General features: G+C 73.7%; 10 protein-coding genes. 5 read left to right on the top strand and 5 right to left on the bottom strand.

What is annotated here, in order from left to right:
- The first annotated feature begins 19 nt into the window (after positions 1-19).
- Positions 20-265: a DUF397 domain-containing protein gene (locus ASC60_RS30255; protein WP_055556519.1), complete on the top strand. Its 246-nt coding sequence runs from the start codon at positions 20-22 to the stop codon at positions 263-265.
- A 32-nt stretch (positions 266-297) separates the two neighbouring features.
- On the opposite strand, the gene ASC60_RS30250 is transcribed toward ASC60_RS30255, so the two are convergent.
- On the bottom strand, positions 298-1026 hold the full coding sequence (locus ASC60_RS30250) for a leucine-rich repeat domain-containing protein (RefSeq protein ID WP_055556518.1): 729 nt from the start codon (positions 1024-1026) through the stop codon (positions 298-300).
- 58 nt (positions 1027-1084) lie between these two features.
- Positions 1085-2170, bottom strand: coding sequence for an isoafricanol synthase (locus tag ASC60_RS30245; RefSeq protein WP_055556517.1), 1086 nt, complete (start codon positions 2168-2170; stop codon positions 1085-1087).
- A 251-nt stretch (positions 2171-2421) separates the two neighbouring features.
- Between ASC60_RS30245 and ASC60_RS30240 the strand changes: the two genes are divergently transcribed.
- From ASC60_RS30240 to ASC60_RS30230, 3 genes are all read left to right on the top strand, one after another.
- On the top strand, positions 2422-5367 hold the full coding sequence (locus tag ASC60_RS30240; protein ID WP_055556611.1) for an AAA family ATPase: 2946 nt from the start codon (positions 2422-2424) through the stop codon (positions 5365-5367).
- 115 nt (positions 5368-5482) lie between these two features.
- Positions 5483-5983 carry a hypothetical protein gene (locus ASC60_RS30235; protein WP_055556516.1) on the top strand — a complete coding sequence of 167 codons (501 nt, stop codon included), beginning with the start codon at positions 5483-5485 and terminating at the stop codon, positions 5981-5983.
- A gap of 13 nt (positions 5984-5996) precedes the next feature.
- On the top strand, positions 5997-6920 hold the full coding sequence (locus ASC60_RS30230) for a glycoside hydrolase N-terminal domain-containing protein (protein WP_370592980.1): 924 nt from the start codon (positions 5997-5999) through the stop codon (positions 6918-6920).
- 9 nt (positions 6921-6929) lie between these two features.
- Here ASC60_RS30230 and ASC60_RS30225 read toward each other — a convergent pair whose 3' ends face one another.
- The gene (locus ASC60_RS30225) at positions 6930-9002 is read right to left on the bottom strand and encodes an N-acetylmuramoyl-L-alanine amidase (protein WP_055556515.1); all 2073 of its coding nucleotides are present in this window, start codon (positions 9000-9002) and stop codon (positions 6930-6932) included.
- A gap of 132 nt (positions 9003-9134) precedes the next feature.
- Positions 9135-10238 carry an aminoglycoside phosphotransferase family protein gene (locus ASC60_RS30220; RefSeq protein ID WP_055556513.1) on the bottom strand — a complete coding sequence of 368 codons (1104 nt, stop codon included), beginning with the start codon at positions 10236-10238 and terminating at the stop codon, positions 9135-9137.
- Between the two features lie 272 nt (positions 10239-10510).
- Here ASC60_RS30220 and ASC60_RS30215 point away from each other — a divergent pair, with 272 nt between their 5' ends.
- Entirely contained in the window at positions 10511-12025 is a 1515-nt protein-coding gene (locus ASC60_RS30215) for a hypothetical protein (protein WP_055556511.1), read from the top strand.
- A gap of 68 nt (positions 12026-12093) precedes the next feature.
- Here ASC60_RS30215 and ASC60_RS30210 read toward each other — a convergent pair whose 3' ends face one another.
- Entirely contained in the window at positions 12094-13617 is a 1524-nt protein-coding gene (locus ASC60_RS30210) for a PP2C family protein-serine/threonine phosphatase (RefSeq protein WP_055556509.1), read from the bottom strand.
- Positions 13618-13914 lie beyond the last annotated feature (297 nt).

The following is a 13914-nucleotide window of genomic DNA, read 5'->3' as shown; positions in this document are numbered from 1 at the left end:
ATCCGGGAGGAGCCGACACGTGGCAGACACCACCACGACCGCACAGCCGCTCAGGGGCAACGGTGAGAAGCCCGACCTCGACCTCACGGGCGCCCAGTGGCAGTCGAGCAGCCAGGGGGTGGGCGATGTCGAGATCGCCTTCGTCGAGGGCTTCATCGCGATGCGCCACGGCCGCCGTCCCGAAGGCCCGGCCCTGATCTTCACCCCCGCCGAATGGCGCGCCTTCGTCCTGGGCGCGCGCGAGGGCGAGTTCGACCTCACCTGAGCGCCAACGGGTGGCGGCGGCCCGCTTCGGCTTCATCCGAGCACGACGCAGCCCCGCTCGACGAGCGCCCGGACGGCCGGGCCGTCATCGACGCCGTCGTCGAGCGGGTTCCAGCGCAGGTCGAGCTTCTCCAGGGCGGGCAGCTCGGTCAGCCAGTCGGGGAGCGTCCGGATCCGGTTGCCGCGCAGATCGAGTTGGCGCAGGTGCGGAAGCCCCCGCAGCGGCTCGGGTACGCCGGGCAGCGCGTTCTCCCGCAGCTCCAGTTGGCGCAGCTGACCGAGCGCGGCCACCCCGGCGGGCAGGGCGGTGATCCTGTTGCCGCGCAGCCACAGCTCCCGCAAGCCGCCGAGCCGCCCGATCGAGCCCGGCAGCCCGGTCAGTCCGGCGTGCTGGGCGCGCAGCTCCACCAGCCCCGCCATGCCGCCCAGTTCCTCCGGCAGCCGGCCGAGCGGGTTCTCGCCGACGTTGAGATAGCCCAGCCGCTCGAGCCGGCCGAGGAGGCGCGGCAGCCGGGTGAGCCGGTTGTCGTGCAGATAGAGGCAGCGGGTCAGCCCCGACAGCTCGCCGATCTCCTCCGGGATCTCGGTGAGCCGGTTGTGGCCGAGGTCCAGCGTGTGCAGCCGCCGCAGCTGTCCGAGGGCGGGCGGGAGGCGGGTGAGCGCGTTGCCGGCCAGGATCAGGACGCGCAGACCGGTGTGCTGCCAGACCTCGTCGGGGACCTCGGTCAGCCCCGCCTTCCACAGGTCGAGTGTGTCGTTCACATGCCCTTGATACCCGAACGGCCCGCCGCGGCGGGCCGTTCGGGCGTAGCGGACCCGGTCAGGCGGGACCGGGTCCGCTGAGTCCGGCCCACGGTCGTTGGCGGCCGTCGCTGACCGCCGCTATGCCCCGCTCGTCGTAGCGGGCCGTCCGCAGGGACCAGCCCAGGTTGCCGCACATCACGTGGCGCATTCCGTCCACGTAGTGGTCCACGTCCCGGCGCAGTTGCGCCCCCGCGCCCGTCTCGGCGAGCAGCCGCGGCAGCCTCTCCGCGGTCTCCTCGAACCAGCGGTAGCGGGCGTTGGCGAGGCCCGCGATGTGCTCGACCGCGTCCTCCAGGGTGCCGCCGTGCCGCTGGTGGCGGACGATGACGGTGTTGTGGACGTCCCCGGCGGCCAGCTCCTTGTCCAGGGAGGCGATGTCGTTGGTGAAGACGACCACGTCGTCCGTGGCCTCCCGCATCCGGGCCAGCGGATGGCCGCCGTGGAGGGTGGCGGGCAGGGCGTAGCCGCCGAAGCGCTCGCCGAGGTCGAGGCACGGCTGCACGCCGATCGAGTGGCGGCGCAGCGCCAGCACGGCGTCCACCGAGGGCGGGGGCCCCTGGGAGCCGGTGCGGTCCAGCGCCTCGCGGTGGTACGAGTGCAGATACTCCAGCCAGTGGTGGCGGAAACGTTCCCGCCATACCGGCGGCCGGCCCGCGTGGATGCGCCGCCACAGATCGCGGAAGCTCTCCAGCAGGGGCCCGCCGCCCCGGCCCGGCGCGTCGTCCGGCTCCTCGGTGACCCGTATGACGTCCCGCACCATCCGGGCCACCGCCTCCGGGCGGCACCCGAGTTCGCCGTCGAACTGATCGTCGAAGACGAAGTACCAGCCGACGAGATCGTTGCCGACGGCCAGCTCCGCACCGGTCGTCCGGGGGTAGAACAGTCCCGTCAGCAGGTCGAAGCGGAGCGCGTCGTACTCGGCGACCGCGCCGTCGGCCCCGAACACGCCGTACTGCGACAGCCATTGGACGGTGTGCACTCTGGCGGCCCCGGTTCCGGGGCTGGGGTCGGCCGAGGCCGGAAAGTCGAGCAGGGCCGCCCGGCTCAGCAGCGCCGCGTGCCGGGCCTGCGGGCGCGACGTGGTCGTGTACGTCGGGTTCATGGCGGTATCGCCCCCCTTCGGGTTCCGGGGAAGGCCATGCCGCCCGTACCACAAGCCCCCGCGGCGACGGACCGACCCGATGAATCCGGTCATCCTCGCGCGGTGAACGTGCCATCGATAGAGCACGCGTTGAATTGGCGTGTGCCAGTGGCAATGTCAGAAGGAAATACCCGCATACCGGGCTACGGAGCGTGCCAGACAGGCTACGCTCGGAGTGAAGTGCCGAAGGGGAACGAAACGTGGCGGACATGATGGGCCGACAGGACCGGACACGTCGGGCACTGCTGGAGCGTGAGGCGGAACTCGCGGCGCTCGACGCCGCGTTGTCCGATCTGTGCGGATCCGATCCCGGTGATCCGTCCGGCACCCGCACCGGCGGAGTCATCGCCTTCGCCGGACCGGGCGGCGTCGGCAAGACCGCGGTACTGAGCGAGATGCGCCGCCGGGCCGCCCACCGCGGCTGCACCGTGATGTCGGCGCGTGGCGGCGAGCACGAGCAGGGCGCCGCGTTCCACGTCGTGCGGCAGCTCTTCCAGCCCGTGCTCGCGACGACCGGCGAGGAGGAGCACCGCAGGATCCTGGGCAGCTGGTACGACATCGTCGCGCCCGCCGTGGGCCTGGTGGTCTCCGGGAGCGGCGGCTCACCCGACCCGCAGGGCGTGCGCGACGGCCTGGACTGGCTGGTCACCCGGTTCGCGGTGGAGCACGCCCCGGTCGTGATGATCCTGGACGACGTCCACTGGGCCGACCCCGAATCCCTGGACTGGCTCATCCGGTTCGCCGCCCGCGTCGTGGACCTGCCCCTGCTGGTCGCCATCGGCTACCGCCCGGAGGACCTGACCGCCGACGCCGCCGCGGTCCGCGGCCTCACCGAGCGGCAGGGCTCGCGGCCGCACGTGCTCGCCCCGCTCACCCCGGCCGGGGTCGGCAGGATCGTGCGGGACGCCCTCGGCGAGGAGGCCGACGAGGCGTTCTGCCGCGAGTGCTGGGCGGTGACCGGCGGCAACCCCTTCGAGGTCGTCGAGCTGACCGCCAAGGTCCGCGACCGCGACCTGAAACCGCAGACGGTGAACCTCAGCGCGCTGCGCGAGCTGGTCGCCGCCGCCAAGGACAGCGGTCTCGGCGACCGGCTGACCCGGCTCGGCACCGCCGCCGTCCGCCTCGCCTGGGCCGTCGCCGTCCTCGGCATCGAGGCCACCCCGTCGCTGACCGCCAACGTCGCCGGGCTCAGCGAGACCGAGACCACCGAGCAGGTGGCGCGGCTCGCGGACGCCCGCATCCTCGCCCCGCCGCGGCAGGGCGCCCGCGGTGCCCAGCCGCTGGAATTCCTCCACCCGCTCATCGCCACCGCCGTCTACCAGGCGATCCCCGGCGCCCTGCGCGTGGCCATGCACGGCCAGGCCGCCTCCGTGGTGCTCGCCGCGGGCCTGGGGTCCGCGGCCGCCGGACGCCATCTGCTGGAGATGTACCCCGAGGGCGACTCCTGGGTGGTGCACCACCTCAGAGAGGCGGCCCGGGAGTATCTGCGGGCCGGTGCCCCCGACGCCGGGCGCCGCTGCCTCGCCCGCGCCCTGCGCGAACCGCCCGCTCCGGAGGAGCGCGCCGCCGTCCTGTACGAGCTGGGCTGCTCCGCCCAGCTCACCGAGCCCTCCGTCACCGTCAACCATTTACTGGCCGCCCTGGAGGAGCCGGACCTCGGCTCCGACCTGCGCGAAGCGATCATCTACCGGCTCGCCCAGGCGTACGGCCACAGCGGCCGCATGGAGGAGGCCGCGCAGGTCGTCGCGGCCGAGGTGGGCCGGGCCACCAGCGCCCGCGCCCGGCTGCGGATGCAGGCCGAACAGTTCATGTGGAACATGTTCCGCGCCGACGAGAAGGAGTCCCCCGCCCGCTCCCGCCGCCTCGCCCGGCTGGCCGACCACCTCACCGGCCGCGGCATGGCCGAGCGCTATCTGCTGGGCCTGCGCGCCTGGGACGCGATGACGCGCGGAGAACCGGCGGCCACCGCCCTGCACTACGCCGAAGAGGCCCTGGGCGACGGCCTGAGCTGGACCGACGACGACTGGGGCTTCGAGGTGCCGATCCTGGTCGCCCTGATCTTCCTCCACTGTGACCAGCCCGGACGCGCCGAGGCGCTGTTCAACACCGGCATAGCGGAATGCGAGCGCAAGGGCTGGCGCGGCTCCCACCTGGCGTTCGGCATCACCCTCCTCGGATACGCCCGGCTGCGCCGCGGAGCCCTCGTCGAGGCGGAGGAACTGGCCCGCGAGGGCATGCGCATCGCCGACCTCGTCGGCTCCTCCACCCCGGCGCACTGGACCGCCGTCGGCACCCTCATCGAAACCCTGATCAGCCGCGGCCGGATCCGGGAGGCGCAGGAGTTCGCGGCCGGCCACCGCGGCGAGATCCTTCCGCAGGCCGTGCTCTGCCCCGACGTGCCCACCGTCCGCGGCGAACTGCTGCTCGCCTCCAACCTGCACGGCGAGGCCCGGCAGCAGCTCGCCGAAGTCGGCCGCCGGATGGACGGCCGCGGCATGCGCAACCCCGCCTGGTGCCCCTGGCAGCTCCACATGGCCCAGGCCCTCGCGCTGACCGACCCCCGCCAGGCCGCCGAGGTCGCCGACGACGCGGTGTGCCGCGCCCGCCAGTTCGGCACCCACTCGGCCATCGGCCGGGCGCTGCACAGCGCCGCCGCCGTGGCCCAGGGCTCGGAGCGGATCAAGCTGCTGGCCGAGGCCGTCAGCCATCTGGAGCGCTCGCCGTCCGCCTACGACCTGGCCGTGGCGCTGGTCGACCACGGCGCCGCGCTGCGCCGCGTCGGTCTGCCCCAGGAGGCCGGGGACCGGCTCTACCGCGGGCTGGAGGGCGCGGTCCAGTGCGGCGCGGACACCCTCGCCTCCCGGGCCCGCGACGAGCTGTCCGCCGCCGGGCTGCGCCCCATGCAGCTGCGGGTCGACCACACCAGCCCGCTCACCTCGCAGGAGCAGGCCGTCGCCGAGCGGGCCGCCGAGGGCTGGCCGGACGACCGGATCGGCGAGGAGATGGGCCTCGCCGAGCGCGAGGTGGCCCGGCTGCTGTCGGCCGTCTACCGCAAGGTCGGCACCGACCGAGGCGGCCTCGCCACGCTCCTCGGCACCCCCCGCCCCGACCGGACCCGCAGCGCCCTGCCGACCGAACCCGGTGCACCCGCCGACTGAGCCCGGCGGCGGTCTCGTGACCGGATCCACGGCGCCGGGGGCAGGGGGTTTTCGGGGCGGGAAAGACGGTGCTCCCGGGCAGGGGGACCGGTCGCGGGCCACGTACCATGTCCGCATGTCCTTCCTCCGCCGCCGCAGCGCCGCCACGCCCACCGGGCCGGACTTCGATGTCCTGGCCATGGATCCGGGGGACTGGCCCGGCGATCTGGGCGCGGGGCTGCTGCCCGCCCCGGACGGCACCTGCCAGGGCGTCTTCCTGCGCTACGACCTCTTCGGCGGCCGCGGCCCGGCGATGATCATCGGGAATCTGCCCGAGGGCTCCCCGGCCCGCGAGGTGGCCGAGGACCAGGCCCCGTTCGAGGTGACCCAGCTGCTGGCCGCCCTCGGCAACGAGGAGCCGGTGCAGGTCGTGGACACCGAGGACACCCCGGTCATGCACGACGACAACCTCCTCATCGTGCGCCGGATCAAGCTGTCCGAAGGACGGATCTCCTGCGCCCAGTTCGACCGCAGCGACGGCGTCCTCGTCACCATCGCCAGCTGGGACCGGCCGATCACCGACGATCTGTACCGGCTGCTCAAGCCGCTGCCCGCGGAGATGTTCCAGCAGGGCTGACGGGACGATCCCGATGGCCCGCCGGACGCTCTGGTACGACACCCCCGCGGCGGACTGGGAGCGCGAGGCGCTGCCCATCGGCAACGGCACGCTCGGCGCCATGGTCTTCGGCGGGGTCGCCCGGGAGCGGATCCAGTTCAACGAGAAGTCGTTATGGACCGGCGGCCCCGGCGGCCCCGGCGGCCCGGACGCCCCGCCCTACGACCACGGCAACTGGCGTGAGCCGCGCCCGGGCGCCCTCGCGGCCGTCCAGCGGCTGATCGACGCGCACGGCACGGCCGCCCCCGAGGACGTGGCGGCCCGGCTCGGACAGCCCCGCATCCGCTACGGCGCCTACCAGACCTTCGGCGATCTGTGGCTGGAGATCCCCGGCGCGCCCGAAACCCCGGACAGCTACCGCCGACGGCTCGACATCGCCCGGGGCGTGGCCCTCGTGGAGTACACCGCCCACGGCGCGCGGCACCGGCGCGAGTTCTTCGCCTCGTACCCCGATCGGGTGATCGCCGGACGGCTGAGCACGGTCCCCGGCCCCGTCGCCTTCACCCTGCGCCACACCTCCCCGCGCCCCGGCGACCACCACGTCACCGCCCACGACGGGCGGCTGACGATCCGCGGCGCGCTGGCGGACAACGGGCTGCGCTTCGAGGCCCAGGTGCGGGTGGTGTGCGACGGCGGCACCGTGACGGCCGGGGCGGACGGCACGCTCACCGTCACCGGCGCCCGCGGCGCCTGGTTCGTCCTCGCCGCCGGGACCGACTACGCCGACAGCCACCCCGACTACCGCGGCGAGGACCCCCACCGGGCGCGCCCGTACGCCCTCCACGACGGCGCCACGGGCCACGAGGCGGCCGTACGCGACAACACCCGTGACGGTGCCCGTACGGTCACGCTCGCGGCCCGCGGCGGCCGCACCTACCGCTTCACAGCACGCGGCTGACGTATCGGCTCAGTGCCCCGAATGCCGCACCCGCACATCCGCGGCCCGGACGAACGCCACCCGGTGCCCGAACTGGATCTGGTAGTAGATGTCCTGACCGCGCACCACGATGTGACCGGATTCGTCGAAGGTGGTCGCCCACAGATACTCACCCTGGGTCTTGAGCCCCAGCGCGTACCGCTGCCCGGCGAGCAGCTTGTACGGCAGCGGCGAGACCGCCTGCACCGGTACGCCCTCCGGGTACGCCTCCTTCTCCGGGTAGGCGCGCCCGTACACCGGGACCTCCGTCAGGCCCGCCTTCGGCGTGACCACGAGGCCCTTGCCGTGGACGGCCGTGGGCCGCCGCCGGGGGTTGTGGAACCACGCCCGCCCGCCGAGGTACCAGATCGCCGTCCAGTCGCCCTGCCGCCCCGCGACCGCGAACTGCTGGCCGGTGGTGGCGCGGGCGCCGGTGTCGTTGACGCCGGTGGTCGAGTCGGCGCCGTCCGGCCGCAGCCCGATGTCCTTCACCAGCGGGGCGTCGTCGCTCGGCGCCGTGTGCAGCCGCACCGCGGACGAACCGTGCGGGACGCACTCCTGGCCCGCCTGCTCGCAGCCGGTGTAGACGGGCTCGTTCGTGTCGTAGTCCGGGCGGATGGTGACCAGCCCCCCGGAGGCGCCCGCGGTGCGGTGGAAGGGGGCGCCGAGAAGGGTGAAGTAGTGCGCCCAGTCCCAGTACGGGCCCGGGTCGGTGTGCATGCCCTTGATGGTGGTGGCGGTCGTGCCGGGCACATTGTCGTGACCCAGGATGTGCTGACGGTCCAGCGGAATGCCGTACCGCCGGGCCAGCCACTTCACCAGCCGGGCCGACGAACGGTACATCGCCTCCGTGTACCAGGCGTCGGGCGCGGTGAGGAAGCCCTCGTGCTCCAGACCGATGGACTTGGCGTTGACGTACCAGTTGCCCGCGTGCCAGGCGACGTCCTTGAGCGGCACATGCTGGGCGATATGGCCGTCGGAGGAGCGCAGGGTGTACTGCCAGGAGACATACGTCGGGTCCTGGACCAGCTTGATGGTGGTGTCCCAGGAGCCCTCGGTGTCATGGATGACGATGTAGTCGATCATCTGGGACAGGGGGCGGTTGCCCAGGTCGTGGTTGCCGTAGTCGTTGTCCCCGAACTGCTCGTAGGGGGCCGGGATCCACTCGCACGACACGTTGTCAGGGGCCTCGACGTGCGGATCCCGCTTGGGGTCCGGCAGGCCGAGCGACCGCAGCTGCCGCCGGTCCGGGGTGACCTGGGGGGCGGCGTCGAGGGTGACCCGCTCACCGTCGCCCGTGGTGCGCGCCGCGCCGCCGCGGATCACGTCGTAGACGTCGTCGGCGAACACGGCGGCCGCCGTGGCGCTGTCGGCACCCGAATAGGCCGCCACCGCCGCGTACCAGTCCGCCGGGTCCTCGCTCGGCGGTAGCCCCAGCTTCTTCTGCTCGGCGGCCAGCAGCGCCGCCCCGCCGCGCACATTGGCCGCCGCGTCGCCGCGCAGCGCGGCGGCGGACAGCCCCGTCAGCTCCGCGGCCCGGTCCAGCGTGCGCAGCCGCGCGGGCAGCTGCCTCGGCTCGGGCACCGAGGCCTCCGGCACCCGCAGGGGCCGTGCCTGGTCGCCGCGGGCGTCCTCCGTGCCCTGGCTGTGGTGCGGGGCCGCGGAGAGGGCGGTGAAGGCGTCGGTGAGGTGCATGGGCCCGTAGCCGCCGGTGACGCTGGGCGCGCCGCGATGGCCGTCCCAGCGCGACTGCAGATACGACACGCCCAGCAGCACGCTCAGCGGCACCCGGTGCTCCTTCGCCGCCGCCGCGAAGGCCCGTTGCAGCGCCCCGGACCCGTCCGGGGACGGGTCCGGGGCGCCGCCCGAGGGCGGCTGGTCGGCCCGGGCGGCCGGGGACGCGGCGACGACCGGGAGCAGAAAGGCGGCGGACGCGGCGGCGGACGCGGTCCGCAGCGCCGTCCTCCGGCTGGGGCCGGGGCCGGGTCTGTCCGCGTCCCTGTCCGTGCCCTTGTCCGTGCCCCTGTCCGGGTCGTGGGCGTTGTCCTGTGCGGATCCTGGCATTGCAGCCTCCTCGAGGTGGGCTGAGCCGAACCGTTGGCCGTGCCTCGCCTCCCAGGAGGCAGGAGCACGGCTAACAGCTATCCGCTGCCGGGCGATCCGTCAATCACCGTCGCGCGAACGAGGGTTCGCACGTCAGCGCGTGCCCACCGCGGCGCGCACGGCGCGCCGGGCCAGGCCGCAGTCGTCATGCAGCCGCCGCAGCAGCAGCCGCTGCTCCTCACCGGCGGCCATCACGCCCGGCACCACCGGCGCCGGATCCTGCATGGTGCGCTGCACGGCGGTCTCGTACCGGCGGATCTCCTGGGTGAGGACGAGCATCAGGTTCACCAGGAAGGCGTCCCGCGCGACCGGGCCCGCAGCCTGCGCGAGCTGGCTGATCTGACGCCGGGCCACCGGGGCGTCGCCCAGCACCGCCCACAGCGTCGCCAGGTCGTAGCCGGGCAGATACCAGCCCGCGTGGTCCCAGTCGATGAGCACCGCGCCCGAGGGGGACAGCAGCACGTTGTTCAACAGGGCGTCGCCGTGGCAGAACTGGGTCGGCAACTGCCGCCCCGCCGTATGCGAGATACCGCGCAGCAGCTTGCGCACATCGCCCATGTCCCGGTCGGTCAGCAGCCCCAGATCGTGGTAGCGGGACAGCCGGGCGGCGTAGTCGACGGGGGCGTCGAAGAGGTCCCCCGGCGGCCGCCACTGATTGATCCGGCAGATCGCGCCGAGCGCGGCGCGCACATCGGCGCGCGGCGGCGCCTCGGCGGGATGGCGCTGCGCGGCCGCGACCCGCCCGGGCATCCGCTCGATGACCAGCGCGCAGTTGTCGGGATCGGCGGCGATCAGCCGCGGCACCCGGACCGGGGGACGCTGTCGTACGAACGTCCGGTACATCGCTATCTCGCGGCGGAACCGCTCGGCCCACGCAGGGGAGTGGTCCAGCAGGCATTTCGCGACCGCCGTGGTGCGGCCCGTCGAACCGAGCAGGAGGACGGACCGCCCGCTGCGCCGGAGCACCTGAACGGGGTTGAACTCCGGGCAGATGCGATGGACCGAGGCGATGGCGGTGCGCAACTGGGCACCCTGAGGACCGGACACGTCGAGTCTTCCGCCGGGCGGCACGGAGCCGGGGGCGGCGGTCCGCCGCGCGCGGCCGCCGGAAGCGGGATCGAGGTACGGCCCATTGCCGGGCAGCTGCCGCCGGTACGGCCGAGGCGGGGCGGACACGGAGGACGACGCTGCGTACATGGGCGAGACAGATCCCTTCGTGTGCCGACGATGTGCGTACGCTCCCGGCCCCGGGGCGGGGCCGCACCCTGGGGAATGCGGCTGGCATTTTCCAACTGGCTTTTCCGGCTGGCATTTTCCAACCGCCACCGGGCCGGGGAGCGCGCTTCTACATCACACCCGTGCGCGGGTGGCACACCATCTGGCGGACCCTGGCGAACCCTGGCGAATAGTCGCACCGCACGTGACGGGCCCGTTACTGTCAAGCCAGCCGAGGACCCTGGGGGCTTGACGTGACGAGGGAACCCAACACCCGTCTTGCGGACCTTTTCGGCCTGGCCGGCTGGTCCAAGGGAGAGCTCGCGAGGCTCGTGAACCGGCGCGCGGCGGCCATGGGCCACCCGCAGCTGGCGACCGACACCTCGCGGGTGCGGCGTTGGATCGACACCGGCGAGACGCCGCGCGATCCGGTGCCCAAGGTGCTGGCGGTCCTGTTCACCGAGCGCCTCGGTCGAGTCGTGACCATCGAGGACCTCGGATTCGGACGGGGTGGCCGCGCGGGGAAGGGACAGTCCGCCGACGGGCTGCTCTGGCCGCCCGAGTCCACGGCCGCGGTCCTCACCGAATTCACGGGAATGGACCTTATGTTCAACCGACGCGGCTTGGTGGGTGCGGGCGCCGCGCTCGCCGCAGGATCCGCCATCACCGGTGCCATGAGCGAATGGCTGCTCTCCGATCCCACCCTCTCCCTCGACGCGCCCCGTTCCGACAACCCCCTCTCCGCCGAGCCCGTGGGATTCGACCGCTACGAGGCCGCCCCCGTGGGCTCCCAGGAGATCGACGCACTGGAGACGTCGGTCGAGGTCTTCCGCGCCTGGGACGCGGCCCGCGGCGGCGGGCTGCAGCGCAAGGCCGTGGTGGGCCAGCTCAACGAGGTGGGCGGGATGCTCGCCTACCGCCATCCCGAGGCGCTGCAGCGCAGACTGTGGGGCGTCGCGGCGAACCTGGCCGTGCTGGCCGGCTGGATGTCCCACGACGTGGGGTTGGAGCCCACCGCCCAGAAGTACTTCCTGATCGCCGCGCACGCGGCCCGGGAGGGCGGCGACCGGCCGCGGGCGAGCGAGGCGCTGTCCCGCGCCGCCCGGCAGATGGTGCACATCGGCCGCCCGGACGACGCGCTCGAGCTGATGAAGCTGGCGTCGTCCGGTGCGGGGGACGAGGCACTGCCACGCACCCGGGCCATGTTCCGCGCCATCGAGGCCTGGGCGCACGCCTCGAAGGGGCACGGCCAGGCGGTGCGCCGCACCCTGGGGGAGGCGGAGGAGCTGTTCGTCTCCGACCAGGACCGGGGCCCCGCGCCCAGCTGGATGCAGCTGTTCAACGAGGCTGATCTGCACGGGATGCAGGGGCTGGTCTACCGCACCCTGGCCGAGCACGAACCGGGCGTCGCGGGCGTCTCGCAGCAGCACGCCATGGAGGCGCTGCGGATGCGGGAGGGCGGCCGGCAGCGGTCGCAGATCTTCGACCACATCTCCATCGCCTCGGCCTGCTTCATCGGCGGCGACCCGGAGCAGGGGGCCGCCTCCGCCCGGCAGGCGCTGGCCACGATCGAGCAGAACTCCTCGCACCGCACCTGGGACCGGCTGCGCGAGATGTACCGGCTCACCGCGCCGTACGCCTCGTCCGCCGCGGTCCGCGAGCTACGGGCGGAGATCCAGCAGACCATGCACAGGGGGCTGGGCCACCAGAAGGGAGCCGGAGGCGGGACGAAGGGGGCGGGCGGGGCGGCGAAGAGCACGGTCGTCTAGCGGCGGCGGCCCGCCCTATCGGCTCGTGTCCGCTTGTGTCCGCTGGTATCAGCTTGTGTCCGCTCGTGTCAGCCGATCATCGCGAGCAGTACGCAGGCGTCGCCCTCACGCCGCTCGTCGTCGAACTCCTCGGCCACCACCCGTACGCATTCCTGCGTGCCGCGGGCGGCGGCGAACCGTGGCGCGAGCCCGAGCAGCCGCTCGGCCGTCACCGAGGGGTCCCCGGCGTCCGCGGTCAGCCCGCCCGCGTGCAGCAGGAGCAGATCGCCCGGCTCCAGCCGCTCCTCGGCCTGGGCGTACGTGGCGCCCGTGGTGCCGCCGAGCAGCACACCGGCCGGGGGCCGCAGGGCGCGCCCCGCCCCGTCGCGGAACAGCAGCGGGGCGGGGTGCCCGGCCTGCGACCACACCAGGGTGCGGGTGGCCGGGTCGTACCGGCCGCAGACGGCGCTGCCCAGGGCGGGCTGGGAGGAGACGTCGAGCAGCTGGTTGAGCCGCCCCATGAGCGGGCCCGGTTCGATCCCGGCCACCGCCATGCCGCGCACCGCGCCCAGCACCATCGCCATGCCGGAGGTCGCGGCGACACCGTGGCCGGTGAGGTCGCCGACGCTGAGCAGGGTCCCGCCGTCGGGCAGTTCGAGCGCGTCGTACCAGTCGCCGCCGATCAGCGCGCTGTTCGCGGCGGGGAAGTAGTGGGAGGCGATGTCGAGGGCGGTGCCCGCGGGCCGCCCGCCGCGCGCGAGGGGCGCGGAGCCGCGCCACGGCGGCAGGACCGCCTCGTGCAGCTCGACCGCCAGCCTGCGCTCGCTGCGGGCGAGGTGCCGCTGGCGCTGGAGCGAGTCGCGGGACTCGCGCACCGCCCGCTCGCTGCGGCGCAGCTCGCTCACATCGCGGAGCACTGCCCACATGGAGGCGGTGCTGCCGCCGGCGTCCAGCACGGGCTCGCCCGCCATGTGCACCGTACGGACGGCGTTGTCCGCGCGGACGACCCGGAACTCGCCGTCGATCGGCTTTCCGTCCACCAGGCAGTCCGTGACCATCGCGGTCAGCACCGCCTGATCGTCCCCGACGACCCAGGAGGGCAACTCGTCCAGGGACAGCCCGCCCTCCTCGGGGGCGCGGCCGAAGATCTGGCACAGCTCGTCGGACCAGGTCACCTCGTCGGTGAGGAGATTCCACTCGGCGCTGCCGACGCGGTGGAGCAGCGAGCCGGTGCCGTGGCCGGGGCCCTGCTGGGGAGCGACCTGCTCCGGGGCTTCCCGCCCGGCCGCGTCCCGCCCCGTCGCGTACTCGTCCGGAGGCTTCTCCTCCGCAGCCGCCTCACCCGCTTCCTCCGGCCGCTCGGACGGCAGCCCCTCGCGCAGCTGGTCCAGATGCCGGCCGAGATCGTCCAGATGGTGGACGGCGAGATCGCACAGGGCGCGCTGCCAGCGCAGCTGGGTCTCGTCCGCCGTGCCGCTCAGGTCCGCCGTGGTGTCGCGCCGCACGGCGGCGACGCCGCCGCGGAGCCGCCGGGTCTGCGTGATGAGCGCTTCGACCGTGCCGCGCTGGGGCGACGGGGCGGCGGGATGGTCCGCGGAGCGGGGGGACGGCATATGTTCTCCGATACGGGCCGGTACGGCGCGGCGCTGCCGGGTCTGATGGGGTAAGGACCGGTAACGACTTTCGCACAGGCCGCGACGTCACGTAAGTCGTTTGGCCATACCCGATTCGGTGGTGCTTCTGGCATATGTCATTGGCTTTCCTGGGGCACATCGGGCGCGGCTGGGTGGAGTATCCGGTTCCGGGTAGGCTGCGGCGCTCGGGGATTCCCTCCGTCCAGGTGTTCATCCGGCATATGGCGCCAGGACACCGGCAAGAATGCCGGTCGACGGAAATCCCGTTGCCAGCGA

The sequence above is a fragment of the Streptomyces sp. NBRC 110028 genome (assembly GCF_001417735.1).
Classification (GTDB): Bacteria; Actinomycetota; Actinomycetes; order Streptomycetales; family Streptomycetaceae; genus Streptomyces.
This window is presented reverse-complemented; position numbering and strand designations above follow the sequence as displayed.

Excerpts from the sequence above, each read along its gene's own strand:
- ASC60_RS30220 (WP_055556513.1), bottom strand. The coding sequence starts at position 10,238 with ATGTACGCAGCGTCGTCCTCCGTGTCCGCCCCGCCTCGGCCGTACCGG.
- ASC60_RS30225 (WP_055556515.1), bottom strand. The coding sequence starts at position 9,002 with ATGCCAGGATCCGCACAGGACAACGCCCACGACCCGGACAGGGGCACG.
- ASC60_RS30235 (WP_055556516.1), top strand. The coding sequence starts at position 5,483 with ATGTCCTTCCTCCGCCGCCGCAGCGCCGCCACGCCCACCGGGCCGGAC.
- ASC60_RS30240 (WP_055556611.1), top strand. The coding sequence starts at position 2,422 with ATGGGCCGACAGGACCGGACACGTCGGGCACTGCTGGAGCGTGAGGCG.
- ASC60_RS30210 (WP_055556509.1), bottom strand. The coding sequence starts at position 13,617 with ATGCCGTCCCCCCGCTCCGCGGACCATCCCGCCGCCCCGTCGCCCCAG.
- ASC60_RS30230 (WP_370592980.1), top strand. The coding sequence starts at position 5,997 with ATGGCCCGCCGGACGCTCTGGTACGACACCCCCGCGGCGGACTGGGAG.
- ASC60_RS30245 (WP_055556517.1), bottom strand. The coding sequence starts at position 2,170 with ATGAACCCGACGTACACGACCACGTCGCGCCCGCAGGCCCGGCACGCG.